The 25,560-nt window shown below is 69.4% G+C and carries 26 protein-coding genes; 13 read left to right on the forward strand and 13 right to left on the reverse strand.

The window, feature by feature from the left end:
• Positions 1–287: 287 nt before the first annotated feature.
• Genes pdhA through ACH4DZ_RS14230 form a run of 3 tightly spaced genes read left to right on the forward strand, consistent with a single transcriptional unit; the run spans position 288 to position 4,028 of the window.
• Positions 288–1,460, forward strand: a complete 1,173-nt coding sequence (pdhA, locus tag ACH4DZ_RS14220) for a pyruvate dehydrogenase (acetyl-transferring) E1 component subunit alpha (protein WP_398287342.1) — start codon at positions 288–290, stop codon at positions 1,458–1,460.
• A complete protein-coding gene (locus ACH4DZ_RS14225; protein ID WP_398287343.1) occupies positions 1,457–2,437 on the forward strand; it encodes an alpha-ketoacid dehydrogenase subunit beta in 981 nt (326 codons plus the stop codon). The genes pdhA and ACH4DZ_RS14225 overlap by 4 nt, the downstream gene beginning before the upstream one ends.
• Positions 2,438–2,447: 10 nt before the next feature.
• On the forward strand, positions 2,448–4,028 hold the full coding sequence (locus tag ACH4DZ_RS14230; RefSeq protein ID WP_398287344.1) for a dihydrolipoamide acetyltransferase family protein: 1,581 nt from the start codon (positions 2,448–2,450) through the stop codon (positions 4,026–4,028).
• A 202-nt stretch (positions 4,029–4,230) separates the two neighbouring features.
• Here the strand turns inward: ACH4DZ_RS14230 and ACH4DZ_RS14235 are convergent, their stop codons facing one another.
• Positions 4,231–5,106, reverse strand: a complete 876-nt coding sequence (locus ACH4DZ_RS14235) for a D-alanyl-D-alanine carboxypeptidase family protein (protein ID WP_398287345.1) — start codon at positions 5,104–5,106, stop codon at positions 4,231–4,233.
• Between the two features lie 224 nt (positions 5,107–5,330).
• Here ACH4DZ_RS14235 and ACH4DZ_RS14240 point away from each other — a divergent pair, with 224 nt between their 5' ends.
• Positions 5,331–5,993, forward strand: coding sequence for a GntR family transcriptional regulator (locus tag ACH4DZ_RS14240; protein WP_398287346.1), 663 nt, complete (start codon positions 5,331–5,333; stop codon positions 5,991–5,993).
• Positions 5,990–7,321: a nitrate/nitrite transporter gene (locus ACH4DZ_RS14245; RefSeq protein ID WP_398287347.1), complete on the forward strand. Its 1,332-nt coding sequence runs from the start codon at positions 5,990–5,992 to the stop codon at positions 7,319–7,321. Before ACH4DZ_RS14240 ends, ACH4DZ_RS14245 begins: the two co-directional genes overlap by 4 nt.
• Positions 7,322–7,444: 123 nt before the next feature.
• Here the strand turns inward: ACH4DZ_RS14245 and ACH4DZ_RS14250 are convergent, their stop codons facing one another.
• Positions 7,445–8,269 carry a maleylpyruvate isomerase family mycothiol-dependent enzyme gene (locus ACH4DZ_RS14250; protein ID WP_398287348.1) on the reverse strand — a complete coding sequence of 275 codons (825 nt, stop codon included), beginning with the start codon at positions 8,267–8,269 and terminating at the stop codon, positions 7,445–7,447.
• Between the two features lie 154 nt (positions 8,270–8,423).
• On the opposite strand from ACH4DZ_RS14250, the gene ACH4DZ_RS14255 reads away from it, so the two are divergent.
• A complete protein-coding gene (locus ACH4DZ_RS14255; RefSeq protein WP_398287349.1) occupies positions 8,424–9,245 on the forward strand; it encodes a carbon-nitrogen family hydrolase in 822 nt (273 codons plus the stop codon).
• Positions 9,246–9,445: 200 nt separating this feature from the next.
• Here ACH4DZ_RS14255 and ACH4DZ_RS14260 read toward each other — a convergent pair whose 3' ends face one another.
• Both ACH4DZ_RS14260 and ACH4DZ_RS14265 read right to left on the reverse strand, forming a co-directional pair.
• On the reverse strand, positions 9,446–9,940 hold the full coding sequence (locus ACH4DZ_RS14260) for an LURP-one-related/scramblase family protein (protein WP_398287350.1): 495 nt from the start codon (positions 9,938–9,940) through the stop codon (positions 9,446–9,448).
• On the reverse strand, positions 9,937–10,926 hold the full coding sequence (locus tag ACH4DZ_RS14265) for a GlxA family transcriptional regulator (protein WP_398287352.1): 990 nt from the start codon (positions 10,924–10,926) through the stop codon (positions 9,937–9,939). The genes ACH4DZ_RS14260 and ACH4DZ_RS14265 overlap by 4 nt, the downstream gene beginning before the upstream one ends.
• Positions 10,927–10,979: 53 nt before the next feature.
• On the opposite strand from ACH4DZ_RS14265, the gene ACH4DZ_RS14270 reads away from it, so the two are divergent.
• On the forward strand, positions 10,980–11,378 hold the full coding sequence (locus tag ACH4DZ_RS14270) for a cupin domain-containing protein (protein WP_398287353.1): 399 nt from the start codon (positions 10,980–10,982) through the stop codon (positions 11,376–11,378).
• Positions 11,379–11,382: 4 nt separating this feature from the next.
• On the opposite strand, the gene ACH4DZ_RS14275 is transcribed toward ACH4DZ_RS14270, so the two are convergent.
• Genes ACH4DZ_RS14275 through ACH4DZ_RS14285 form a run of 3 tightly spaced genes read right to left on the reverse strand, consistent with a single transcriptional unit; the run spans position 11,383 to position 12,210 of the window.
• Positions 11,383–11,745 carry a DUF397 domain-containing protein gene (locus ACH4DZ_RS14275; RefSeq protein WP_398287354.1) on the reverse strand — a complete coding sequence of 121 codons (363 nt, stop codon included), beginning with the start codon at positions 11,743–11,745 and terminating at the stop codon, positions 11,383–11,385.
• Between the two features lie 10 nt (positions 11,746–11,755).
• Complete coding sequence (locus tag ACH4DZ_RS14280; protein WP_398287355.1) at positions 11,756–11,905, reverse strand: Scr1 family TA system antitoxin-like transcriptional regulator; 150 nt, start codon at positions 11,903–11,905, stop codon at positions 11,756–11,758.
• Between the two features lie 20 nt (positions 11,906–11,925).
• A complete protein-coding gene (locus ACH4DZ_RS14285) occupies positions 11,926–12,210 on the reverse strand; it encodes a Scr1 family TA system antitoxin-like transcriptional regulator (protein ID WP_398287356.1) in 285 nt (94 codons plus the stop codon).
• Here ACH4DZ_RS14285 and ACH4DZ_RS14290 point away from each other — a divergent pair.
• A complete protein-coding gene (locus tag ACH4DZ_RS14290) occupies positions 12,095–12,619 on the forward strand; it encodes an ATP-binding protein (protein WP_398287357.1) in 525 nt (174 codons plus the stop codon). The genes ACH4DZ_RS14285 and ACH4DZ_RS14290 overlap by 116 nt on opposite strands.
• A 263-nt stretch (positions 12,620–12,882) precedes the next feature.
• Here ACH4DZ_RS14290 and ACH4DZ_RS14295 read toward each other — a convergent pair whose 3' ends face one another.
• The 4 genes from ACH4DZ_RS14295 to ACH4DZ_RS14310 form a co-directional block, all read right to left on the reverse strand.
• The gene (locus tag ACH4DZ_RS14295) at positions 12,883–13,134 is read right to left on the reverse strand and encodes a DUF6458 family protein (protein ID WP_398287358.1); all 252 of its coding nucleotides are present in this window, start codon (positions 13,132–13,134) and stop codon (positions 12,883–12,885) included.
• Positions 13,135–13,245: 111 nt separating this feature from the next.
• Positions 13,246–14,610 carry a hypothetical protein gene (locus ACH4DZ_RS14300; protein WP_398287359.1) on the reverse strand — a complete coding sequence of 455 codons (1,365 nt, stop codon included), beginning with the start codon at positions 14,608–14,610 and terminating at the stop codon, positions 13,246–13,248.
• Between the two features lie 108 nt (positions 14,611–14,718).
• Positions 14,719–16,017 carry a M18 family aminopeptidase gene (locus tag ACH4DZ_RS14305; RefSeq protein WP_398287360.1) on the reverse strand — a complete coding sequence of 433 codons (1,299 nt, stop codon included), beginning with the start codon at positions 16,015–16,017 and terminating at the stop codon, positions 14,719–14,721.
• Between the two features lie 270 nt (positions 16,018–16,287).
• A complete protein-coding gene (locus ACH4DZ_RS14310; protein WP_398287361.1) occupies positions 16,288–18,114 on the reverse strand; it encodes an acyl-CoA dehydrogenase in 1,827 nt (608 codons plus the stop codon).
• A 263-nt stretch (positions 18,115–18,377) separates the two neighbouring features.
• Between ACH4DZ_RS14310 and ACH4DZ_RS14315 the strand changes: the two genes are divergently transcribed.
• Both ACH4DZ_RS14315 and ACH4DZ_RS14320 read left to right on the forward strand, forming a co-directional pair.
• On the forward strand, positions 18,378–18,875 hold the full coding sequence (locus tag ACH4DZ_RS14315) for an SseB family protein (RefSeq protein WP_055517152.1): 498 nt from the start codon (positions 18,378–18,380) through the stop codon (positions 18,873–18,875).
• A 227-nt stretch (positions 18,876–19,102) separates the two neighbouring features.
• Entirely contained in the window at positions 19,103–20,074 is a 972-nt protein-coding gene (locus tag ACH4DZ_RS14320; RefSeq protein WP_398287362.1) for a pirin family protein, read from the forward strand.
• Between the two features lie 55 nt (positions 20,075–20,129).
• Here ACH4DZ_RS14320 and ACH4DZ_RS14325 read toward each other — a convergent pair whose 3' ends face one another.
• Positions 20,130–22,295: a SpoIIE family protein phosphatase gene (locus ACH4DZ_RS14325; protein WP_398287363.1), complete on the reverse strand. Its 2,166-nt coding sequence runs from the start codon at positions 22,293–22,295 to the stop codon at positions 20,130–20,132.
• A 142-nt stretch (positions 22,296–22,437) separates the two neighbouring features.
• Between ACH4DZ_RS14325 and aspS the strand changes: the two genes are divergently transcribed.
• Positions 22,438–24,207 (forward strand): aspartate--tRNA ligase, encoded by a 1,770-nt coding sequence (gene aspS, locus ACH4DZ_RS14330; RefSeq protein ID WP_398287364.1) that lies wholly within the window; start codon positions 22,438–22,440, stop codon positions 24,205–24,207.
• 87 nt (positions 24,208–24,294) lie between these two features.
• Here the strand turns inward: aspS and ACH4DZ_RS14335 are convergent, their stop codons facing one another.
• Positions 24,295–24,636, reverse strand: coding sequence for a hypothetical protein (locus tag ACH4DZ_RS14335; protein ID WP_398287365.1), 342 nt, complete (start codon positions 24,634–24,636; stop codon positions 24,295–24,297).
• 369 nt (positions 24,637–25,005) lie between these two features.
• On the opposite strand from ACH4DZ_RS14335, the gene ACH4DZ_RS14340 reads away from it, so the two are divergent.
• Complete coding sequence (locus ACH4DZ_RS14340; protein WP_398287366.1) at positions 25,006–25,176, forward strand: hypothetical protein; 171 nt, start codon at positions 25,006–25,008, stop codon at positions 25,174–25,176.
• A gap of 104 nt (positions 25,177–25,280) precedes the next feature.
• Positions 25,281–25,559, forward strand: coding sequence for a hypothetical protein (locus tag ACH4DZ_RS14345; RefSeq protein ID WP_398287367.1), 279 nt, complete (start codon positions 25,281–25,283; stop codon positions 25,557–25,559).
• The last annotated feature ends 1 nt before the right edge of the window (position 25,560 follow it).

Genomic DNA, 25,560 nt, shown 5'->3' on the forward strand with positions numbered 1-25,560 from the left:
AGCGACTGTTCCCGACCCGTGCGAAGTAGTGGGAAGTCCGAGTGAAAAGTACTTGGAACTCCAAGCAAAAACGCAGGTCAGGAGGGGTTTCACAGAAATGTGAAGCACTGGGTAACGTGCTTGTTGCAGGGCGCTCGCCGGGGCACCTGTCACGCCTGTTCCCGGCCGAGGGCACCCACCCCGTGCACGGGTACGAGGACCAGGCGAGCCGCTCCCCCGGCTCTCGACGAGCCGGGGGAACCCCAGTTCCCGGCAACCCCGGGGGCCGGACCGACGGAGGAGCACACGTGACCGTGGAGAGCACTGCCGCGCGCAAGCCGCGACGCAGCGCCGGTACCAAGCGCACCGCTGCGAAGAAGCCGCCGGGCGCCCAGCCGGACCTCGTACAGCTGCTGACCCCCGAGGGGAAGCGCGTCAAGAATGGCGAATATGACGCGTACGTAGCCGACATCACCCCCGAAGAGCTGCGCGGGCTGTACCGCGACATGGTGCTCACCCGGCGGTTTGACGCCGAGGCCACTTCTTTGCAGCGCCAGGGCGAGCTGGGCCTGTGGGCCTCGCTGCTCGGCCAGGAGGCCGCCCAGATCGGCTCCGGGCGGGCCACCCGCGAGGACGACTACGTCTTCCCGACCTACCGCGAGCACGGCGTCGCCTGGTGCCGCGGTGTCGACCCGGCCAACCTGCTCGGCATGTTCCGCGGCGTGAACAACGGAGGCTGGGACCCGAACAGCAACAACTTCCACCTGTACACGATCGTCATCGGCTCACAGACGCTGCACGCCACCGGCTACGCCATGGGCATCGCCAAGGACGGCGCCGACTCGGCCGTGATCGCGTACTTCGGAGACGGCGCCTCCAGCCAGGGCGACGTCGCTGAATCGTTCACCTTCTCCGCGGTCTACAACGCGCCCGTCGTGTTCTTCTGCCAGAACAACCAGTGGGCCATCTCCGAGCCCACCGAGCGCCAGACCCGCGTCCCGCTCTACCAGCGCGCGCAGGGGTACGGCTTCCCGGGCGTCCGCGTCGACGGCAACGACGTCCTCGCCTGCCTCGCCGTCACGAAGTGGGCGCTTGAGCGGGCCCGCCAGGGCGAGGGGCCGACCCTCGTCGAGGCGTACACCTACCGCATGGGCGCCCACACCACCTCCGACGACCCGACCAAGTACCGGGCCGACGAGGAGCGCGAGGCCTGGGAGGCGAAGGACCCGATCCTGCGCCTGCGCGCGTACCTGGAGGCCTCAAACCACGCGGACGAGGGATTCTTCGCGGAACTCGAAGCCGAGAGCGAGGCGTTGGGAAGACGAGTACGCGAAGTCGTCCGCGCCATGCCGGACCCGGACCGCTTCGCCATCTTCGAGAACGCGTACGCGGACGGGCACGCGCTCGTCGACGAGGAGCGGGCCCAGTTCGCCGCCTACCAGGCGTCGTTCGCCGATGAAGGGGAGGGAAGTCAGCGATGACAGCGGAAAAGATGGCGCTGGCCAAGGCGATCAACGAATCGCTGCGCACGGCCCTCGACTCGGACCCCAAGGTCCTGATCATGGGCGAGGACGTCGGCAAGCTCGGCGGCGTGTTCCGGGTGACGGACGGCCTGCAGAAGGACTTCGGCGAGGAGCGGGTCATCGACACCCCGCTCGCCGAGTCGGGCATCGTGGGCACCGCGATCGGCCTCGCGCTGCGCGGCTACCGCCCGGTCGTGGAGATCCAGTTCGACGGATTCGTCTTCCCGGCGTACGACCAGATCGTCACGCAGCTCGCGAAGATGCACGCGCGGGCGCTCGGCAAGATCAAGCTCCCCGTCGTCATCCGCATTCCCTACGGCGGCGGCATCGGCGCGGTCGAGCACCACTCCGAGTCCCCCGAGGCGCTCTTCGCGCACGTGGCGGGCCTGAAGGTGGTCTCCCCTTCGAACGCGGGCGACGCCTACTGGATGATGCAGCAGGCCATCCACAGCGACGACCCGGTGATCTTCTTCGAGCCGAAGCGGCGCTACTGGGACAAGTCCGAGGTGAACCGCGAGGCGATCCCCGGGCCGCTGCACAAGGCGCGAGTGGTCCGCGAGGGCACCGATCTGACGCTGGCCGCGTACGGGCCGATGGTGAAGGTGTGCCAGGAGGCCGCGGCGGCGGCCGAGGAGGAGGGCAAGTCCCTCGAAGTGCTGGACCTGCGGTCGATGTCCCCGATCGACTTCGACGCGATCCAGGCCTCGGTCGAGAAGACCCGACACCTGGTCGTGGTGCACGAGGCGCCGGTGTTTCTCGGGACGGGCGCGGAGATCGCGGCCCGGATCACCGAGCGGAGCTTCTACCACCTGGAGGCACCGGTGCTGCGGGTCGGCGGCTATCACGCCCCGTATCCGCCGGCCCGCCTGGAGGACGAGTATCTGCCGGGCCTGGACCGGGTGCTCGACGCCGTCGACCGCTCGCTGGCGTACTGAGGAGAAGGTCGTGACGACGATGACTGAAACGGCCTCGGGGCTGCGCGAGTTCAAGATGCCCGATGTGGGCGAGGGCCTGACCGAGGCGGAGATCCTCAAGTGGTACGTCCAGCCCGGTGACACGGTCACCGACGGGCAGGTGGTCTGCGAGGTCGAGACCGCCAAGGCCGCCGTCGAGCTGCCGATCCCGTACGACGGGGTGGTGCACGAGCTGCGCTTCCCCGAGGGGACGACGGTGGACGTCGGCCAGGTGATCATCGCGGTGGAGGTGGGCGGCGGAGCGGCTTCGGCCGGCGGGACCGCGTCGACCTCTTCGGCCGCTTCGGCGGCTTCGGCTGTTCCGACCGCCCCGGCCGAGGCTCCGGCCCCGGCTGTGACGGCTCCGGCCGCGGCTGCCTCGGTGGAGACGGCCTCGGTGGAGACGGTTCCGGCTGCGACGGGTGCTGCCGCCTCCGCGGCTTCCGCGGCTTCCGCGGAGGCCGAGCCCGCGCCGGAAGGCCGCAAGCCGGTTCTCGTCGGGTACGGGGTCTCGGTGGCCTCCACCAAGCGCCGTCCCCGCAGAGGTGTGCCGGCCCAGCAGCCGGAAGCGACCGCCGCGGCCGAGGCGGTCCAGAAGGAGCTGAACGGACACGCGGCCCCCGCGGCCCGTCCGCTCGCCAAGCCTCCGGTGCGCAAGCTGGCCAAGGATCTCGGCGTCGATCTGGCGGCGGTCACGCCCTCCGGTCCTGACGGGATCATCACCCGCGAGGACGTGCACGCGGCGGTGGCCCCGGCCCCCGTCCAGGAGGAGCCCGCGGTCACCGCGGCGATCCCGGAGACGTCGGCTGCCGTCAGTGCCCAGGCCGCGGCCACGGCTTCGATCGCGGCCCCGGCCGCCTCGTACGACGGTGTGCGGGAGACGCGTGTCCCGGTCAAGGGTGTCCGCAAGGCGATCGCGGCGGCGATGGTCGGCTCGGCGTTCACCGCGCCGCATGTCACCGAGTTCGTCACGGTCGATGTGACGCGCACGATGAAGCTGATCGAGGAGCTCAAGCAGGACAAGGACATGCAGGGGCTGCGGGTGAACCCGCTGCTGCTGATCTCCAAGGCCCTGCTGGTCGCCATCAAGCGCCATCCGGACGTCAACGCGTCATGGGACGAGGCCAACCAGGAGATCGTGCGGAAGCACTATGTGAATTTGGGCATCGCGGCGGCCACGCCTCGTGGCCTGATCGTCCCGAACATCAAGGACGCCCACGCCAAGACGCTGCCGCAGCTCGCCGAGGCGCTGGGTGAGCTGGTGGGGACGGCTCGTGAGGGGCGTACCTCGCCGGCGGCCATGCAGGGCGGGACGGTGACGATCACCAACGTCGGGGTGTTCGGGGTCGACACGGGCACGCCGATTCTGAACCCGGGTGAGTCCGCGATTCTCGCCGTGGGCTCCATCAAGCCGCAGCCGTGGGTGCACAAGGGGAAGGTCAAGGCTCGGCAGGTCACGACCCTTGCGCTGTCCTTCGACCATCGGCTGGTCGATGGGGAGCTGGGCTCCAAGGTGCTTGCGGATGTGGCTGCGGTTCTTGAACAGCCGAAGCGGTTGATTACTTGGGGGTAGGTGGGGTCGGGCTTGGGGGGTCGGGTGCGGGCCGGTGGGGGCCGGCCGCGCAGTTCCCCGCGCCCCTAAAAGACTGCGCAGTTCCCCGCGCCCCTGAAAGCGAAAGGCCGCGCAGCTCACCGTGCCTCTGAAGGCAAAAGACTGCGCCGTTCCCCGCGCCCCTGGAAAGGGGCGCGGGGAACGGCGCAATCTTTTTAGCTGTTCAGCTGGCGAAGCCGTAGTTCATGAGCTTCTTCGCGTCCGACTCACGGGCCGTGATGGACGTCGAGGCCAGCACCGTACCGACGACGGTCTTGCCGTTGCGGGTCGCGGCGAAGACCAGGCAGTACTTGGCCTCCGGGCCGGAACCGGTCTTCACACCGATCGAACCGGAGTAACTGCTGAGCAGACCGTTGGTGTTGGTCCACGGAGCCATTGTCCGGGTGCTGCCGGTCTTCGTCACGGTCTTGGCCGTGTACTTCTTCGTCTTGACGATCGCGCGGAAGTTGGCACTCTTCAGCGCGCTGCTGGTGATTTTCGTGAGGTCACGCGGCGTCGAGTAGTTCGAGCCGTTGCCGATGCCGTCGAACGAGTCGAACTTCGTGTTGGTCAGGCCGAGATCCTTTGCCTGCTTGTTCATCTTGCCGATGAACGACTTCACTCGGGCGGCACGCGTCGAGCCCGAACCGAACTTGTCGGCGAGGGCGTACGCGGCGTCGCAACCGGACGGCAGCATCAGGCCGTACAGCAGCTGCCGGACGGTGACCTTGTCGCCGACGATCAGGCGGGCCGAGGAGGCTGTGTTGGCGACGATGTAGTCGCTGTACGCCTTCTGGATGGTGACCTTGGCGTCCAGGTTCAGGTTCGACTGGGACAGCACGACCTTCGCGGTCATGATCTTCGTCGTGGACCCGGTCGAGCGACGGGTGTCCGCCGCCTTGGTGTAGAGCGACTTACCTGTGCCGTTGTTCATCACGAAGCCGCCCTTGGCGGCGATCGTGGGCTTCGTGAGGGCCTGTGCGGGCGCCGTGCCGAGGGCGCCGGTCGCGAGCACGGCTCCGGTGGTGACGACCACCGCGGCGGCTCTGCGGACGCGCATACCCTTAATGGCAGTTATCAAGTCGATTACCCCGATTACGTTGGAAACACCGAACTGGTGTCAAATGCCCCAAGAGAGCGCCCACTTGCAGTGGCGCCTTCTCTTCAGACACACGAGTAGCACAAAAGGATGTGCAGTTCCTGGACCGGGGTGCCCCTTTTTTACCTCGTCCATATCCTGGACCACCCGAGACGATGCGTACGTGTTGTATCTATGCTGTGCGCATGCCTTCCGCCCCGTCCCCCGTCGTCAAGCCGCCGCCCGCCGCCGAACGCGTATACGCGCACGTCAAACGGGCCGTGCTGGAGCGCCGGTACGAGGGCGGGACCCTGCTCACCGAGGGCGAGCTGGCCGACGCCGTGGGTGTCTCGCGGACACCGGTGCGCGAGGCGCTGCTCAAACTGGAGGTCGAGGGCCTGATCCGGCTCTACCCGAAAAAGGGAGCCCTCGTCCTGCCCGTCTCCGCGCAGGAGATCGCGGACGTGGTGGAGACCCGGCAGCTCGTCGAGGAGCACGCGATCCGCAAGGCGGTGCCGGCCTCGCCCGCGCTGATCGCGCGCCTCACCGAACTCCTCGCCGAGCAGCAGGAACAGGCCGCCGCCGGTGATCTGGCCGGAGCCGCCGTCACCGACCGCTGTTTCCACGCCGAGATCGTCCGCAGCGGGGGCAACGAGATCCTCTCCCGCCTCTACGACCAACTGCGCGACCGGCAGCTGAGGATGGGCGTCGCCGTCATGCACGCCCACCCGGACCGGATCACCAAGACGCTCACCGAGCACCAGGAGATCCTCGACGCGCTGCGCTCCGGCGACGCCGAGGCGGCGGTCGACCTGGTCCACCGCCACGTCAGCTGGTTCTCCAACCTCGCCCGGGGAGACGTCCGATGAGCAGCTCGTCCTCCTCGTCCGCGTCCTCCTCCTCGTCCTCGCTGACGCTTCCCGGCGATCCGCCGGGGGGCCGCCGGGCCGTCATGGTCTGGTCCGTCGGCGTCTCCGTCTACTTCGTCGCGGTCATCTTCCGTACGTCGCTGGGGGTGGCGGGCCTCGACGCCGCCGACCGCTTCCACGTCAACGCCTCCGCGCTCTCGACCTTCTCGATCCTGCAGCTCCTCGTCTACGCGGGCATGCAGATACCCGTCGGCCTGATGGTCGACCGGCTTGGCACGAAGAAGGTGCTGACCTTCGGCGTCGTGCTGTTCACGATCGGACAGCTGGGCTTCGCGTTCTCGCCGACGTACGGAACGGCGCTGGCCTCGCGCGCGCTGCTCGGGTGCGGTGACGCGATGACCTTCATCAGCGTGCTGCGGCTCGGCTCGCGCTGGTTCCCGGCCCGGCGCGGGCCGATGGTCGCGCAGCTCGCGGGCCTGGTGGGCATGGCGGGCAACCTCGTCTCGACGCTCGTACTGGCCCGGCTGCTGCACGGGGTCGGCTGGACGGCCGCGTTCGCGGGCAGTTCGGTCGCCGGTGTCGTCGTACTCGTCCTGATGCTGGCGTTCCTGAAGGACCACCCCGAGGGGCACGAACCGGAGCCGTTCCCGCACCGGGGAGCCGCCTATGTACGCCGCCAGATCGCGGCGTCCTGGCGGGAGCCCGGCACCAGGCTCGGGCTGTGGGTGCACTTCACGACCCAGTTCCCGGCGATGGTGTTCCTGCTGCTGTGGGGGCTGCCGTTCCTCGTCGAGGCCCAGGGCCTGTCCCGGGCGACAGCCGGCGAACTCCTCACCCTGGTCGTGCTCTCCAACATGCTCATAGGCCTGGTGTACGGGCAGATCGTCGCCCGGCACCATGGGGCGCGGCTGCCGTTGGCGCTCGGCACGGTCCTGTCGACGGCGGTCGTGTGGGCCGCCACGCTCGCGTATCCCGCCGAGCACGCGCCGATGTGGCTGCTGGTCGTGCTGTGCGTGGTGCTCGGTGCGTGCGGGCCCGCTTCGATGATCGGGTTCGACTTCGCGCGGCCCGCGAATCCGCCCGAGCGGCAGGGGACCGCCTCCGGCATCACCAACATGGGTGGGTTCGTCGCGTCCATGACGACGTTGTTCGCGGTGGGGGTGCTGCTGGATGCCACCGGGGGGAGTTACACCGTTGCCTTCTCGGCGGTGTTCGTGCTGCAGGCGCTCGGGCTGAGTCAGATTCTGCGGTTGCGGAGGCTTGCGGTTCGGCGGGAGCGGGAGCGGTTGGTTGCGAGCCGGGTGGAGACGGTGCACGTGCCGGCGTAGCCGGGTGGGGGTGGGGGCCAGGGGTTTTCGCCCCCGCCGCCCCTACCCGTCCCGTCACTGTGTCCTCAAACGCCGGACGGGCTGAAAGACAGCGGGCGGGCTGAGGCGGCCGGAGAACAGAACCTACGGCGTGACCGTGAAGTGGTGGAGGATCGCTGCCGTCAGGTCCGGGTCGCCCTCTGTCTTCAGGCGGTCCGCTACCGCTTCCGGGGTCACCCGGCCGCAGGCCAGGCGGAAGTAGGTCTCCCAGTCGAGGGCGAGGGTGGCGGCCGGGCCGAGGGAGGGGGCGCCGTCTATCGAACCGACGCCATCGGCGTCGACGCGGACCGTGCGCAGGAACTCGACGGGCCCGTGGACGTCGAAGACGACCGCCGAGTTCGCCGGTGCGCCCGCGTCCTTGGCGACCACCTTGGGGAGCCTGCTGAGCAGTACGTCGCGGGCGATGTACGCGCCCGGGGAGTCGAGGTTGCCCGGCCGGCCGAGGGTGGTGCGCAGGTCCTGTTCGTGCACCCAGAGGTCGAACGCCCGGTTGCGCATGGACTCTTCGAGGGTGACCTCGGTGCCGAGCGGGCCACGCACCAGCGTGTCGGGCCGGCGCGACTCGTTACGCAGCTGACGGTTGCGGCGGATGATCGTGTACTCCAGCTCGGAGGTCATCTCCGGAGCGGTGTGGTGACGGCGGACGTCGACCTGCATCTCCATGTACCGCTGGTGCTCGTTCGTCACGTGGTACAGGTCGCGGGGGAGCGTGTGGATCGGCCGGGGATCGCCCAGCGCCTCGCAGTCGAGGCCGATCACATGGGAGACGATGTCGCGCACCGACCAGCCCGGGCATGGAGTCCGCCGATTCCATTCACCCTCCACCAGCGGCGACACCAGATCGGATATCGCGTCGATGGAGTGCGTCCAGGCGTCGGCGTAGGACTGAAGGCTGGGATGCAGACTCACGGAACGGGACCCCTCGGGCGGTTGGGCGCGGGCAGTGCACAGGCAGCGGGTGTCTTGGGACGCTAAGTTACGCTGCTGTGAGGCACCCCGGCAGTGCTTTCGTGTGACGATCGTAGGCCTGTATCAAAGGCTCGAATGCCAGGACGGTGGTAGTGTGCGCGCCTCTCTCCTCCAGATCGCCGTGGACGACGGCGAATCGGTCGACGCCCGCAGGCAGCGCGTCGCCTCGCTCGTACGGCAACAGACCGGGTCCGACCTGGTGATCCTGCCCGAACTGTGGACGACCGGAGCCTTCGCCTACGAGTCGTTCGACGCCGAGGCCGAGCCGCTCGAAGGGCCCACTTACGAAGTGATGGCCAAGGCGGCGAGCGACGCGGGCGTGTGGCTGCACGCGGGGTCGATTCCCGAACGGGTGGCGGGTGAGGGAGGGGCCGGCGCAGAGGCAGGCGGGGGTCTGTACAACACCTCGCTCGTCTTCTCGCCCTCCGGTGACCTCGTCGCCACCTATCGCAAGATCCACCGCTTCGGCTTCGACAAGGGCGAGGCCGTGCTGATGGGCGCCGGCTCCGAGCTGGTCACCGTGCGGCTGCCCGAGACCACGGTCGGGCTGGCCACCTGTTACGACCTCCGCTTCCCCGAGCTCTTCCGGGGGCTCGTCGATGCCGGGGCCGAGACGCTCGTCGTCTCCGCGGGGTGGCCCGAGCGGCGGCGCTCGCACTGGACGCTGCTCGCGCAGGCGCGGGCTGTCGAGGACCAGTCGTACGTGCTTGCCTGTGGAACGGCCGGGGCGCATGCGGGGGTTCCGCAAGCCGGTCACTCGATCGTGGTCGATCCCTGGGGGGAGGTTCTCGCTGAGGCGGGGGCCGGGGAGGAGGTTCTTGTGGTGGACTTCGATCCCGCGCGGGTGGGTGTGACGCGGGAGCAGTTCCCTGCGCTGAAGGATCGGTTGCTGGGGGTTGCGACGCCGCGGCGGTGAGGTGGGCGTGGTTTTCTCGCCCCCGCCGCCCCTACCCGTTCCCGTCCACGTATGGGGGCTGCGCCCCTTAGCCCCCTTTGTCCTCAAACGCCGGACGGGCTGAGGTGTCGCCGGACCGGCGGATATCTTTTAGCCCGTCCGGCGTTTGAGGACACAGTGACGGGACGGGTAGGGGCGGCGGGGGCGAGGAAAACGCTCTGTCAGTCCGAGTCGGATTCTCGTTCCGCCAAGTGGATCACGCACACCGCCACCGCGATCAGCAGCGCCGGATCCGCGTCGTCGCGTACGACCTCGACGCCGTACGTCTCCCGCACCCGCAGCCAGCGGCGCGAGATGAGGGCGAGCAGTTCGCCGTCGTACTCGACGACGAACTCCCGGTCCAGGATCTTGCCGCTGACGTCGAGCTCGGTGCCGTCCGCGAGCGTGACGCGATAGTGGTTGCGCAGCAGCGACAGCCGTTTGCGCCGGATGGTCGCCAGCGGCTCGCCGTCCCGCTCGACGACCATCGTGTCCCGCAGCGCGAGCATCTTCTTGTGGATGTCGATCAACACGCGCCCCTGCCGGTCCTTCAGCTCGAAGGTGTCCCGCAGCCGCATCGCCTTGCCGTCGACGAGGAAGGCCTTGCGGCCCTGCTCGTCCTCGATCCAGTAGTCGTCACCGAAGCCCAGGAGCCGGTCGCGTACGAGGAATCTCATGTTCCTGGTGCTTCCCCGGCCGAGGCTCCGAAACGCCGCCGATAGGCCGTCGGGCTGAGTCCCGTCTCGCGGCGCAGCCGGGCCCGCAGGTTGGCGGCGGTGCCCAGGCCGCTGCGCCGCGCCACGATGTCGAGCCGTTCCTCGCCGCGTTCGATGAGCCGGCAGGCCAGCGCCACCCGCTCGCCGGTCAGCCACGCCAGCGGGGTCGTACCGAGCTGGGCGCGGAAACGACGGTGCAGCGTGGCCGGGCTGACCGCCGCGTGCGTCGCGAGGTCCGTGACCGTCAGGGGTTCGCCGATCCGTTCCCCGGCCCAGTCGAGCAGCGGCGCCAGTGACTCGTCCGGGACGTCGGGCACCGGGCGTTCGACGAACTGCCGCTGCCCGCCGTCGCGGTGGGCGGCGAAGAGGAGCCGCCGGGACACGGCGTTCGCGATCTCGGCGCCGTGGTCGCGCCGGACGATGTACAGCCCGAGGTCGAGGGCCGCGGCGCTGCCCGCCGCGGTCAGTACGTCCCCCTCGTCCACGAACAGGACGTCCGGCTCCAGGAGAACCTTCGGGTGCAGCTCGCGGAAGAGGCCGGCCCACTGCCAGTGCGTGGTGGCCCGGCGCCCGTCCAGGATTCCGGCCTCGGCGAGCGCGAAGCTCCCGGTGCACAGGCTCACGACACGGGCGCCCCGCGCGTGGGTGCGCCGGACGGCGTCGAGGACGGCTTCCCCGCGCGGCACGACGTTGTCGGGGCGGCCGGGGACGACGAGGGTGTCCGCGCTGTCCACCGCTTCGAGCCCGGGCACTCCGCTCAGCGTGAAGAAGCCGTGGTTCATCCGGATGTCTGGGGTGGGCGTGCACAGGGTCAGCTCGTACAAGGGGATCGGGAGGCCGAGTTCGGGGCGGGGCAGCCCGAACAGCTCGGTCGCGACCCCGACCTCGAAGGGGTTGGTGCCCTCGTCGACGATCACGGCCACGCGGTGCGAGGATCCATGCGGCATGTGCGATTTCTAGCACTCGTACGCGGCGTGCGCCATCGCCGACGATGATCGGTATGAGCACACTCACGGAACCTGTCGCCCTGTCCGCCGCCCTGGCCTCGTTCACCGAGCGGTGGAGTCCTCGCATCGTCACCGCCGTCAACGACTACGACGTCCGCGTGGCCAAGGTCGAGGGTGAACACCTCTGGCACGTTCACGACCACACCGACGAGTTCTTCCTGGTCCTGGACGGCGAACTGCACATCGCGCTGCGCGAGGCGGCCGGCGAGCGCACGGTCGTCCTGCCCAGGGGCAGCGTCTTCACGGTCCCGCGCGGCACGGAGCACAAGCCGTACGCCCCCGTACCGACCGAGATCCTCCTCCTCGAACCGACCGGGACGTCCACGGTCGGCGACCGCCACGACGAGGTACCGGACCATGTGGACGCGACGACGGGGCATGCGCTGCGCTGAGCCGCTACCGACGTTTCACTGCGGTGAGCAGGGCGTTCAGGGCGGCGGGGGTGGGCGAGAGGATGACGGCCGGGGTGTTGCTCTCGCGGAGGTGGAGGGTGGGGGTGGCTGCTATCTCCAGGCAGTCCTCGTCGCCACCGCCCCCGGAGAACGACGACTTCTGCCAGTGGGCATCGGAAGACATAGGGGGCGCGTATCTCACTGCGGTGAGCAGCGCGTTCAAGGCGGTGGGGGTGGGCGAGAGGACGGCGGCCGGGGTGTCGCTCTCGCGGAGGTGGAGGGTGGGGGTGGCTGCTATCTCCAGGCAGTCGTTGTCCACGTCGCCTGCGGAGTACGAGGACTTCTGCCAGCGGAGTATTTGAGACACCGGAGACCTTTCAAAGTTCCTGGGCGATGCAGCGGATGAGGCCGAGGGAAGCGTGCTCCGTGAGGGCCACCCTGTCAACGCGTTCGAGTTTGGTCCGATACCGAAGCAACTGGGCTGGTGCGTCGATGAATTCGGCACCGTGTGGCGTATCGATCTGCACAGTGTGCAATTGCGGGACGACTAGTGCTGCACGGCAAGGCCCGCGCCCGCGAAGTCCTCTGTGGCGAAGGGGATGACACGAAGAGTGAGTGATTCCCTCTCCGATGCCTCAAGGAGATGGGCGAGTTGAGCCCCGGTGACTTTGGAGCCGCCGACGCGCATCCGTAGTGCGGCTTCGTGGACGATCACGTTGTACGGCGTCCCCGACTCAAGGACCTGCTGGCGACGCATCCGGAACGAGACGCGTATCTCGCGTTCCTCCTCGGGGAGATCCGGGTTCACGAAGAGCGACTCGTACACCCTCATCTGCCCGCCTCGCGACACCTCCCCCCACGTCGCCCGCGAGTTCGTCGCCACCGTCCTGCGCGTCCTGGAACTGGACCGCGCCCTCGTGGACGACGCGATCCTCTGCACCTCCGAACTCGTCACCAACGCCTGCGTGCACGCCAAAGGCGACGGCACCGTGCTGTGGCTGGCGGTGGAGGAGGGGAAGGTGCGGGTGGTGGTGTACGACGGGGACGAGAACCCGCCGGTGATAAGAGAACTGTCGGCCGAGGCGTGGGAGCGGGGCGGTGGCCGGGGCCTCTACCTGGTGGACAGCCTCACGGAGGGCCGTTGGGGCCACGGTCCGGACATCCCGTACGGCGGGCAGACCCACCCGGAGGGCAAGGCGGTCTGGTTCGACCTGCCCGTACCGAGTCCGGCGGCACCATGATCGGGCGATCGCGATCGCGATCGCGGGAGCCGGAACCGGTCTGCGCGCCGCCCGACCCGGACATACCGTCCGTTCCCAGGGTGACCGCACGGTAATCGAAGGCGCTCAGAAGTCCCCGACGCCGACGGGTCGTTCAGGGTCGCCGGCGGCCTCCCCAGCGACGGCGAGCTGAGCCAGGTCCTGCTCAGTTCCGGCGCGCTGGGTCTGGACGGATATCAGGTGACGGATATCCGGTGACGGTTATCAGATGACGCGTACGCCGGTCAGCCGCCGTAGCCGTCGCTGTAGCCGCTGTGGTTGTGGTGACGCTGGTCGTCGATCACCGTGGTGGTCGGCGGGGGCACCACGGCCCGCCGACGCCTGGCGATGCTGCTGAAGGTCGCCACGCCGATCAGGCCGACGATCATGAAGATGACGCCGACCAGGTCGAGGTTGACCCCCTGCATGTCCCAGTCGGTCGCGAAGGTGAGGATCGCCCCTGCGGCGATCAGAATGATGCATCCGCCAAGGCCCATGGTTGTCGCCTCCTGTTGCGCACGGTCTCGTGCCGGGCCCGGAGACCGTACGGCCCCGGGCCCCGTGCGGGTACCCGGACCCGGCCCTTCCATGCGCGGGAGGACGGGACGTCAGGGAACGGTGACGAGGACCGATTCGCTGGACGCGGCCTGCCAGTTGGGGCTGCCCTCGAACTCGGCCCGGTAGTGCCCCTGCCCGGCGGGGGCGGTGAACGTGCCCTGGAACAGGGCGCCTTCCTCGGGATCGGCGGAGCCGGGTACGACCGTGGCCACCGTGGTCCAGCCGGTGGCGCCGTCGGCGCAGTACCGGATCCGCACCTTGTTGTCGTCCTCCGAGGGCGTGCTCTCACCGGTGTACAGGCGCCCCTGAGCGGTGAGCCGGGAGTCCTTGCCGACGGACACGGTGAACGAGCCGATGGAGGTGGCGCGGGCGACGTTCACCCTCAGCGGCTCCTCCCCACTGGCGTCGAGATACGTGCCGCCGAGGACCCGTACCTGCGCCGTTCCCGAGCGGGGCATCAGCAGTTCGCCGGAGAACCGGCCCTCGGAGTCGGTGACGGGCCGTGTCACGGCGGCGCCCGAGTCGCTGTCCCACAGGGCCCGGACGGTGGCTCCGGCCAGCGGCTCCCAGTCGTCCTCGCCCATCACCTCCGCACGGCCCGAGACGGTCACGGGCTCGCCCTCGACGGTGCTCAGTTCGTCGGTGTCGAGCAGCACCCGCGTGGTCGACCGGACCGGTGTGACGTAGGCCGTGGCGCCGTTCTGCTGCCCGGGCGGGGTCAGGTCGAGGTCCGGAGTGACGAGGCCCCAGCCGTCGTACGTATGGGTGTACGCATAGGTGAACCGGCCGTCGGTGTCCGTGCGGAGCGGGACGGGAGAGCCCCAGTTCGAGGTGATGAGCCGGACGTCGCTGTCGGCCGCGGGGGCCGTCAGGCCCGTACGGGGATCGGTGACCGTGTACCGGCCGGAGACGGACACCTCCTGGTGGCTGTGGTCCGGGTGTTCGGGCGTGACCTCGAAGTCGAGCAGGTTCGCCGTGCGCCAGTACGGGAATCCGGTGGTGCTCTGTGTCGAGGACGTGTCCCCGTCGGCGTCGGTGAGGTCCACGACGACGCGGTAGGTGTCGAGTTCGGCGAGGCGCAACGGTGTCGTCGTCGCCCAGCGGCCGTCCGTGTCGCTTCCGGAGCCGAGGTGGAAGTCGTCGACCGTCGCGACCTCTTCGAGGCCGCCGGAGCCGCCGGAGCCGTTCGAGGCGTCCGAGGCGTAGAGGTGGGCGGTGATGGCGGTGATCGGGCTGTCGGACCGTGCGGTGACCGAGAGCAGTCCGCTGGACGGTTCGCCGGAGCCGCCCGCGGCCACCAGTTCGGGCGCCGCCGTGGCCGCGGACGCCGTCGGTACCGTCCCCAGCAGCAACCCGGCCGCGACCGACGCGCAGGCGAGCACCAGGGATCGCCGCTTCGCGTACAGCTGTCTCATGTCAAGTCCCCCCGTGGACAAGCTGATCAAGGAGGCATCGTAAGCCGGAGAGAGCTGTCATGAACAGGTTCAAGGAGGTGCCGGGCAGGTCCCCCGTCCGCCGCCGCCCTAGCCCTCCAGGAACGCCACCAAGGCGTTCGCCAGCAGGAACGGGTCGTCCGCGCCGCACAGTTCGCGGGCGCTGTGCATCGACAGGATGGCCACGCCGATGTCGACCGTCTTGATGCCGTGGCGGGCCGCGGTGATGGGCCCGATGGTCGTGCCGCAGGGCATGGAGTTGTTGGAGACGAAGGTCTGGAAGGGCACGCCGGCCTTGTCGCAGGCCGTGGCGAAGACCGCACGGCCCGAACCGTCCGTGGCGTAGCGGTTGTTGACGTTCACCTTGAGGATCGGGCCCTTGCCCGCGCGCGGGTGGTGCGTCGGGTCGTGCCGCTCCGCGTAGTTCGGGTGCACGGCGTGGCCCGTGTCGGAGGAGAGACAGACGGTGCCGGCGAACGCGCGCGCCCGGTCCTCGTACGACCCTCCGCGCGCGAAGACCGAACGTTCCAGCACGCTGCCGAGCAGCGGGCCGTCCGCTCCCGTGTCGGACTGCGAGCCGTTCTCCTCGTGGTCGAACGCCGCGAGGACCGGGAGGTACGGCAGGGCCTCCTCGGAGGTGGCCACGGCCGCCAGCGCCGCCGTACCGGCGTGTACGGACAGCAGGTTGTCCATGCGCGGGCCCGCGACGAGGTCCTTGTCGCGGCCCAGGTAGGCGGGCGGTTCGATCGAGTGGACCATCAGGTCCCAGCCGATGGTCTGGCCCTCGGAGATTCCGGCCTCCTGCTCCAGGAAGCGGATCAGATCGCCGTCGTGCACGTCGTCGCCGAGGCCCCAGACGGGCTGCAGATGCCGCTGCTTGTCGAGCTTGAGGCCCTCGGCGGTGACGGAACGGTCCAGGTGGATGGCGAGCTGCGGCACCCGCAGCAGCGCGCGGTCGATGTTCACGAGCCGTGTCGAACCGTCCCGCAGCGACAGCCGTCCGGCCAGTCCGAGGTCGCGGTCGAGCCAGGAGTTGAGCAGCGGACCGCCGTAGACCTCGACCGCGACCTGTCTCCAGCCGTGCGCGCCGTTGTCGGGGCGCGGCTTCACGCGCAGGTTGGGGGAGTCGGTGTGCGCTCCGACGATGCGGTACGGGGTGTGCGGCTCGGCGCCCTCCGGCACGTACCAGGCCACGATCGCGCCGCCGCGCAGCACGTACTTGCCGCCCGTGGTCCCGTCCCACGCGTCGGTCTCCGCGACCTGGCGGAAGCCGGCCTTCTCCAGCCGCTCGGCGGCGTTCGCCACCGCGTGGTACGGGGACGGGCTCGCCGCCAGGAAGGACATGAGGTCGTCGGTGTGTCCGCGGTCGAAGCGGGGCGGTGTGCGCATGGGTTCACCTTAACGACGTACGAGGGCCCGCTCCCGGGGACGGGAACGGGCCCTCCGGCCGGGAAGGGGTGGGGTTGCCTGGTCGGGTGCCGGCCGGTGGGGGTTGGCCGCGCGGTTCCCCGCGCCCCTGAAGGGCGGGGCTGCGCCCCTGCCCGGGGGCGCGTGTTGTCGGGTGCGGGTCGCGTGTGGCTGGTCGCGCAGTTCCCCGCGCCCCTGAAGGGGAACGGCGGGGGCTGCGCCCCGCAGTTCCCCTTCAGCCTGTGGTCCCGGTCAGAACGACGACTCGTCCAGGTCCATCAGGTCCAGCTCGACCGCCTCGGCGAGCTTGCGCGCGCCGGTGACGCCCGGCAGGACGTTCGCGGCGAAGAACGTGGCCGCCGCGATCTTGCCGGTGTAGAACGCGCGGTCCTTCGCCGAGGCCGTCTGGAGCTTCTCGGCGGCGACGGCCGCGCCCTTCAGGAGCAGGTAGCCGACGACGACGTCACCGGAGGCCATCAGCAGGCGGGTGGTGTTCAGCCCGACCTTGTAGATGTTCCTGACGTCCTGCTCGGTCGCCGCGAGGTCGGTGAGCATCAGGCCGACGATGGCCTCCAGCTCGACGGCTGCCTTGGCGAGGTGCTCACGGGCGCCGGACAGCTCCTCGCCGCCGGTGCCGAGCGCCAGGAACTTCTTGATGTCCTCGGCGAGCGAGTTCAGCGCCGCGCCCTGGTTGCGGACGATCTTCCGGAAGAAGAAGTCCTGGCCCTGGATCGCGGTCGTGCCCTCGTACAGCGTGTCGATCTTCGCGTCGCGGATGTACTGCTCGATCGGGTACTCCTGGAGGAACCCGGAGCCGCCGAAGGTCTGCAGCGACTGGGCGAGCTGCTCGTAGCCCTTCTCGGAGCCGTAGCCCTTCACGATCGGCAGGAGCAGGTCGTTGAGCGCTTCGAGGGCGGTGGCGTCCTCGCCCTCGGCCTCCTTGACCTGGATCTCGTCCTGGATCGCGGCGGTGTGCAGCACCAGCGCGCGCATGCCCTCCGCGTACGCCTTCTGCGTCATCAGCGAGCGGCGCACGTCCGGGTGGTGCGTGATGGTGACCTTGGGCGCGGTCTTGTCCATGAACTGCGCGAGGTCGGGACCCTGGACGCGCTCCTTGGCGTACTCCAGCGCGTTCAGGTAGCCCGTGGAGAGCGTGGAGATCGCCTTCGTGCCGACCATCATGCGGGCGAACTCGATGATGCGGAACATCTGGCGGATGCCGTCGTGCTTGTCGCCGACGAGCCAGCCCTTGGCGGGGTGGCGGTCGCCGAACGTCATCTCGCAGGTGTTGGAGGCCTTGAGGCCCATCTTGTGCTCGACGTTCGTCGCGTACACGCCGTTGCGCTCGCCCAGCTCGCCGGACTCGAAGTCGAACTCGTACTTCGGTACGAGGAAGAGGGACAGGCCCTTGGTGCCGGGTCCCGCGCCCTCGGGGCGGGCAAGCACGTAGTGGAGGATGTTCTCCGACATGTCGTGCTCACCGGACGTGATGAAGCGCTTCACGCCCTCGATGTGCCAGGAGCCGTCCTCCTGCTGGACCGCCTTGGTGCGGCCGGCGCCGACGTCCGAACCGGCGTCCGGCTCGGTGAGCACCATGGTGGAGCCCCACTGCCTGTCCACGGCGATCTTCGCGATGTGCTTCTGGACCTCGTTGCCCTCTTCGAAGAGGATGCCCGCGAACGCGGGGCCCGAGCAGTACATCCAGACCGCCGGGTTCGCGCCGAGGATCAGCTCCGCGTACGCCCAGATCAGGGAGCGGGGAGCGGTGGTGCCGCCGATCTCCTCGGGCAGGCCGAGCCGCCAGTACTCGGAGTCCATGAAGGCCTGGTAGGACTTCTTGAAGGACGCCGGCACGGGCGCGGTGTTGGTCTCCGGGTCGAAGACCGGCGGGTTGCGGTCGGCGTCCGTGAAGGACTCCGCCAGCTCGTTCTCCGAGAGGCGGGTCAGCTCTTCGAGGATGCTCTTGGCGGTCTCGGTGTCCATCTCCGCGAACGGGCCGGTGCCGTACAGCTTGTCGCGCCCGAGTACCTCGAAGAGGTTGAACTCGATGTCGCGGAGATTCGACTTGTAGTGCCCCATGGCGACGGCTCCGTTAAGGGATCGGGGAGGTGGTGATTCCTCGTACCTGGTTCGGGCTACGTGGTGCCAGTCCGGTGCGCATCTGGTTCACGTACCAACTAGTAGCTACGATGATGCTACCCGTCGGTAATAAGAAGCAACCCCTGTTTGCCCAAGTGTGAGCAGGGTCTACATTCGGCTGCGAGTCGACGGGTCCGCCACCTGTTCGAGGAAATCCGCCAGTGGCGACCTTGGGCCCCCGTGCCGTCGGTACTCTTGCCCCCATGTACGGCTATGACCAGAACGTGGGACCGGGGCAGCAGCAGTACGCGCAGTCCCAGCCGCCGCCGCAGCAGCAGATGCCCGGTGGGGTCGGCGGGGTCGGCGGGTACGGCCAGCAGCCGCCGCTCTACCCGGAGCCGTCGCCGCCGTCGCTCGCGGACGCGGTGCGCGCGTTCACCACGGGGTCGCTGACCCCCGAGGACTTCCAGCAGGTCTTCGCCACGTCCAAGGTCTACTGCCCGCGGGGCGACAATCCCGGGTTCCTGGCGCTGCACAACACGCAGCAGCCCGTCATCCCGATGTTCACCTCGCTCAAGGAGCTGCGCCGGTACGCGGGCAAGGAGTCCAAGTACTTCGTGATCACCGGGGCCGAGGTGATCGACCTGCTTCCGACGGGGTACGGCTTCGTCCTCGACATGGAGGGTGAGCACCGCATCGTCTTCGACGCGAAGGCGGTCGAGCAGATGGTGGACTTCGCGATGCGCCGGATGTACGGCTGAGTCCTTCGCCGGTGGGCCCGGCGGGCTCGGGGTGGTCCGGGTGCGTTGTGAGCCGCGCCCCAGAAGGGGCGCGGGGAACTGCGCGACCAGCCACAGGACACCCGTACCCGCCCACCTCACCCCAGCCACGCCAGGACGCCTGGAGGGAATTCCCTCCAGGCGTTCCGCGTTCCGGGTGGCAAGAAGTTCTACGTTCAACTAAACTCCGAGCACAAGGAGGTACCGACATGCCTGCAGTGACCGTCGAGAACCCGCTGACCCTGCCCCGTGTGGCGGCATCGGCAGAGGCCGTCGCCCGTCCCGTGCTCACCGTGACCACCGCGCCGAGCGGTTTCGAGGGTGAGGGCTTCCCGGTCCGACGCGCGTTCGCCGGGATCAACTACCGCCATCTCGACCCGTTCATCATGATGGACCAGATGGGTGAGGTGGAGTACGCGCCGGGAGAGCCGAAGGGCACGCCCTGGCACCCGCACCGCGGCTTCGAGACCGTGACCTACATCATCGACGGCGTCTTCGACCACCAGGACTCCAACGGCGGCGGCGGCACGATCACCAACGGCGACACCCAGTGGATGACGGCGGGCTCGGGCCTGCTGCACATCGAGGCCCCGCCGGAGTCGCTCGTCGTGTCGGGCGGTCTCTTCCACGGGCTCCAGTTGTGGGTGAACCTGCCGGCCAAGGACAAGATGATGGCGCCGCGCTACCAGGACATCCGCGGTGGTTCGGTCCAGCTGCTCAGCACCGCCGACGGCGGCGCGCTCCTGCGGGTCATCGCCGGTGAGCTGGACGGGCACGAGGGTCCCGGCATCACGCACACGCCGATCACCATGGTCCACGCGACCGTCACGCCGGGCGCCGAGCTGACCCTTCCGTGGCGCGAGGACTTCAACGCCCTCGCGTACGTGATGGCCGGCCGCGGCAGTGTCGGAGCGGAGCGTCGTCCGGTCCACACGGGGCAGACGACCGTCTTCGGCGAGGGTTCCTCGCTCACGATCCGCGCGGACGAGAAGCAGGACGCGAACACTCCGGACCTGGAGGTCGTCATCCTGGGCGGTCGCCCGATCCGTGAGCCGATGGCCCACTACGGCCCGTTCGTGATGAACACCCGTGACGAGCTCCAGCAGGCCTTCGAGGACTTCCAGAAGGGCCGCCTGGGCACGGTCCCGGCGGTGCACGGCATGTCGGAGGGCGGGCTCTAGAGCTCACCGGGAACGACGAGAGGGGCCCCGTCCGCACCGGACGGGGCCCCTCTCGTCATACGCCGCCCGTCTCCCCGTCGGCCCCCGCACCGTCCTCGTACAGCTCGAACCAGATGCTCTTGCCCTCGCCCCGCGGGTCGACCCCCCACGCGTCGGCGAGCAGTTCGGTGAGGACCAGGCCCCGGCCGGAGGACGCCAGTTCGCCCGGGTGGCGCCGGTGGGGGAGGTCGTCGCTGCCGTCCGTCACCTGGATCCGTATCCGGCGGGCGCCCGCGGTGCCCGTCATCTCGGCGACGAGGAGCGCGTCCGCGTCCGTGTGGACGAGTACGTTCGTGACCATCTCGGAGACCAGCAGGACCGCCGAGTCGACCTGGTCGACGGTGGGCCAGTCGTGCAGGAACTCCCGCAGTTGCTGCCGTGCCAGCGCGACCTTCTGGGGCTCGGCCTGCGCGACGGTCAGCATGGTGCGCCGTACGGTGGTCCGCGTGGTCACCGAGGCGTCGGGATCACAGCCCTCCTCCCCCGCCCGGCACAGCAGCAGCACCGCGATGTCGTCCTCGCGCCGGTCCGCCAGGGGACCTGTCGTGTGGTGCGAGGAGGGCCCGTGCACGGCCCGGACCAGCGCGTCGGCGAGCACCTCCATGTCGCCGTCGTGGCTCTCCAGGATCTTGCGGATCCTGAGCCAGCCGGTCTCCAGGTCGTGCCCGCCGGTCTCGATCAGCCCGTCCGTGCAGATCAGCATCGTCTCGCCGGGCTCCAGCACGAGCCGCGTCGTCGGATAGTCGGCGTCCGGGTCGATGCCCAGCGGCAGTCCGCCCGCGGTGGGCCGGGTCAGCACGGTCCCGTCCGCCATGCGTATCGCCGGGTCCGGATGCCCGGCCCTGGCTATCTCCAGCACCCCGCTCTCCGGATCCACCTCCACGTACAGGCAGGTCGCGAAGCGCAGGTCCGCGATCTCGTCGTCGGAGGTGATCCCGTACAGGAAGCGTGAGGCGCGGGAGAGGACCGCGTCCGGGCGGTGCCCCTCCGAGGCGTACGCCCGCAGCGCGATCCGCAGCTGGCCCATCAGCCCCGCCGCGCGTACGTCGTGGCCCTGGACGTCGCCGATGACCAGCGCGAAGCGACCGCCCCCGGGACTGGTCCGCGAGGTGCCGCCGGGCAGCGGGATCATGTCGTACCAGTCGCCACCCACCTGGAGCCCGCCGCCCGTGGGCACGTACCGGGCGGCGACGCTCATGCCGGGGATCTTCGGCCCCAGGGTGGGCAGCATCGAGCGCTGGAGCCCGTCGGTGAGTTCCCGCTCGGACTCGGCGACCCCGGCCCGCGAGAGGGCCTGCGCCAGCATCCGCGCCACCGTCGTCAGCACGGACCGCTCGTCGGGCGTGAAGGTGACCGGATACGTGAAGGCCGCCATCCACGCGCCCATCGTGCGCCCCGCCACCGTGAGCGGCAGAAACGCCCAGGACTCCCGGCCGAAGCCCTCGGCGAGCGGCCAGGCGGCCGGATAGCGGCCGCGGTAGTCGTCCGGGGAGGACAGATAGACCGCGCGACCGGTGCGGACGACCTCCGCGGCCGGATAGTCCGTCTCCAGCGGCATGTGCGAGAACGGCTCCTCGTCACCCGGCTGCTGCCCGAAGTGGCCGATGACGGTGAGCCGGTCGGCCTCCGCGCCGAAGACCGCGAGTCCGTCCGGCGAGAATCCGGGCATCGACAGGCCGGCCGCGACCCGCAGCACTTCCTCCGTGTTCCGTGCCTCGGCCAGCGCGCGCCCCGCGTCCAGCAGGAACGCCTCGCGTGAGCGCCGCCAGTCACCGGTCACGGGCGTACGCGCCGCGGCGCCCGGCGACGGCTCGGTGACCTCCTGGAGGGTGCCGATCAGCTGGTACGCCCCGGTGTTCGGGTCGATCGAGGGCTTGGAACGGCTGCGTACGGTACGGAGCACGCGGCCCTGGACGTCCATGACCCGCAGCCGCAGCTCGGCGAGCGTTCCCTCGGCGGCGGCGAGCTGGACGACGCCGTTGACCTCGTTCCAGTCGACAGGGTGGAAACGGGCCCGTACGCCTGCCTCCGTCAGCACGGTCGGCTGCGAGAGCAGGCCGAGAAGCCGGGAGGCCTCGGCATCGAGAGTGACCTTCCCGGCGGCGTCGTCCCACCTCCACAGGCCGGTGGCGAGGGTGACGAGGACATCCCCCACGGACGGAAGGGGATCACCTGTGCGCATTGACCCACTGTATGAACAGGTGAACGAAGGGTGCCACCGCGGCCCTGCGAACTATTGCGGACGGCGATCACGGGGCGGCCGGTACGCTTGCACGTGTTTCACGTGAAACATGTCCCCGACCGCTAAGACTGGATGAACGACGATGCATCGGTACAGGTCCCACACCTGCGGCGAGCTCCGCGCCTCTGACGTCGGCACCGACGTCCGGCTGAGCGGCTGGCTGCACAATCGGCGAGACCTGGGCGGCATCCTCTTCATCGATCTGCGCGACCACTACGGCATCACGCAGCTCGTCGCCCGCCCCGGCACCCCCGCGTACGAGGCCCTCGACAAGGTCTCCAAGGAGTCCACCGTCCGGGTCGACGGCAAGGTCGTCTCCCGCGGCGCGGAGAACGTGAACACGGAGCTGCCGACCGGTGAGATCGAGGTCGAGGTGAGCGAGGTCGAGCTGCTCGGCGCCGCCGCCCCGCTGCCCTTCACGATCAACACCGAGGACGGGGTGAACGAGGAGCGGCGCCTGGAGTACCGCTTCCTCGACCTGCGCCGCGAGCGCATGCACCGCAACATCCTGCTGCGCACGTCGGTCATCTCCGCCATCCGGCACAAGATGACGACGCTGGGCTTCAACGAGATGGCGACCCCGATCCTCAGCGCCACCTCTCCCGAGGGCGCGCGCGACTTCGTGGTCCCCTCCCGCCTCAACCCGGGCCGTTTCTACGCCCTGCCGCAGGCCCCGCAGCAGTTCAAGCAGCTGCTGATGATCTCGGGCTTCGACCGGTACTTCCAGATCGCGCCCTGTTTCCGTGACGAGGACGCCCGCGCGGACCGCTCGCCGGGCGAGTTCTACCAGCTCGACGTGGAGATGTCCTTCGTCGAGCAGGAGGACGTCTTCCAGCCGATCGAGAAGCTCATGACCGAGCTGTTCGAGGAGTTCGGCAACGGCCGGAACGTCACCTCCCCCTTCCCGCGGATCCCGTTCCGCGAGTCGATGCTGAAGTACGGCTCCGACAAGCCGGACCTGCGGGCCCAGCTGGAGCTCGTCGACATCACCGACATCTTCGAGGGCTCGGAGTTCAAGGCCTTCGCGGGCAAGCACGTACGGGCCCTGCCGGTGCCGGACGTGGCCGCGCAGTCCCGCAAGTTCTTCGACCAGCTCGGGGACTACGCGGTCTCGCAGGGCGCGAAGGGCCTGGCCTGGGTGCGGGTGGCCGAGGACGGTTCTCTGACGGGCCCGATCGCCAAGTTCCTGACCGAGGAGAACGTCGCCGAGCTGACGAAGCGCCTGTCGCTCGCGGCCGGCCACGCGGTGTTCTTCGGCGCGGGCGAGTTCGACGAGGTCTCCAAGATCATGGGCGCGGTACGCGTCGAGACCGCCAAGCGCGCCGGGCACTTCGAAGAGGGCGTCTTCCGCTTCTGCTGGATCGTCGACTTCCCGATGTACGAGAAGGACGAGGAGAGCGGGAAGATCGACTTCTCGCACAACCCGTTCTCGATGCCGCAGGGCGGTCTGGAGGCCCTGGAGACCCAGGACCCGCTGGACATCCTGGGCTGGCAGTACGACATCGTCTGCAACGGTGTCGAGCTGTCCTCCGGCGCCATCCGGAACCATGAGCCGGAGATCATGCTCAAGGCCTTCGAGATCGCGGGCTACGACCGGGACACCGTCGAGGAGCAGTTCGCGGGCATGCTGCGCGCGTTCCGCTTCGGCGCCCCTCCGCACGGCGGTATCGCCCCCGGCGTCGACCGCATCGTCATGCTCCTCGCCGACGAGCCGAACATCCGGGAGACCATCGCGTTCCCGCTGAACGGCAACGCGCAGGACCTGATGATGGGCGCGCCCACCGAGCTGGACGAGACGCGGCTGCGTGAGCTGCACCTCTCGGTGCGCAAGCCGGTGAACCCGGCGAAGTAGGCCCGTCCGTCCGGGCCGCGCCGACCGACGTCACGCATCTGTGGGGCGGTGCCACCTCTGGACGAGGTGGCACCGCCCCACAGCCGTTCACCGGCCGGGCCGCTCGTTCTCGTCCTCGCCCTCGTCCACACGTGGCGGGAGGGGCGGGAGCGGCGGGAGCCGTAGGTCGGCCGGGGCCGGGCCCTCGTCGTGGCTCCGGGCGTAGCGGTGCATGCGCACCTCCAGGTTCATACGCCGGGACTCCTTGCTGAGGCGGCGCTTCTCACGACGCCCGGCCTCGTCGTCGTCCAGCTCCTGGTACCGGCGACGGCTCTCCCAGAAGGCGCGCTCCCGGGCGGCTGCTGCCTCACCGGGCGTGACGGCGGCGAGGTCGCCACGACTGCCGTCGAGTTCGTCCGACTCGCCTGTCTCGCCTGACTCGCTTGCCATGAGGCACACAGTGGCATGGATAGGCGATGACGACGAGTGAACCCGCGACTGCGCCCATACGGGTGATAAGGGTTTTTCCCGGGACGTAGAGTTCCGGACAGTACGCGCCTGTCGTGACCTTCAGTAACCGAAGCGTGGCGGAATCGGGCCCTGATCGCCACCGCCGTGCGGGCACTGCCCCGACGCTGACCGCGCCCCCTCCGCACGCTCCCCACAGTCGCGCAGCGTGACGTCACTTACCGGCCATACACCTCATTGACCGCGAAGTGCCCCTCCCAGCACGCTCCTCCAGCACGAGGTCTCCCCGCTTCCGGGGCGACCTGGGAGGGGCCCCAGGATGCCCGGGGCCGGACGAGAGGAAGACCAACGATGGCCCGTAGCGCGGAGAACCAGCACAAGCCGGTCCGCAAGTCGCTCACCGAGCGCACCCATGACGAACTGGAGATCGCAGGGTTCGACGAGGTCGAGACCCCCGAGGCGGACATCGTGAGCCTCGGCGGCGCCAGCTACACCAAGATGCTCGGCAAGATCTACGCCTGATCCCTGACCGCTGTTCCCTGACCGTTCCCTCGGGGCCCCGGTGTGCGAGAAGCCGGGGCCCCGGCCCCCGAGTTCTGTCGTGCCGGACCCCGGAGAGCCCGTCGATGCAGCGCATCACCTCGGAACTGCCCTACTTGGACCAGGCAGGTCATGTCTACGTGCCGCTCGCCGGACCGGCACGGTCCTGTCTGAAGCTCAACCGTCACGCGTCCCGTGTGTGGCGCGAGGCCCTGCGCCGCCCCGTGGACCTCGACACCCTGCCCGCACCGGACCGCGACTTCCTGCTCGGTCTCGTCCGGGGCGGCACCCTGCACACCGCACCCGTGTCAGCGACGGCGTCCGCGACGGCGTCAGTGACGGCTTCCGCGACGGAGGGGGTGTGAG

It is taken from the genome of Streptomyces sp. NPDC017991 (assembly GCF_044328075.1).
In the GTDB taxonomy this organism is placed as follows: domain Bacteria; phylum Actinomycetota; class Actinomycetes; order Streptomycetales; family Streptomycetaceae; genus Streptomyces.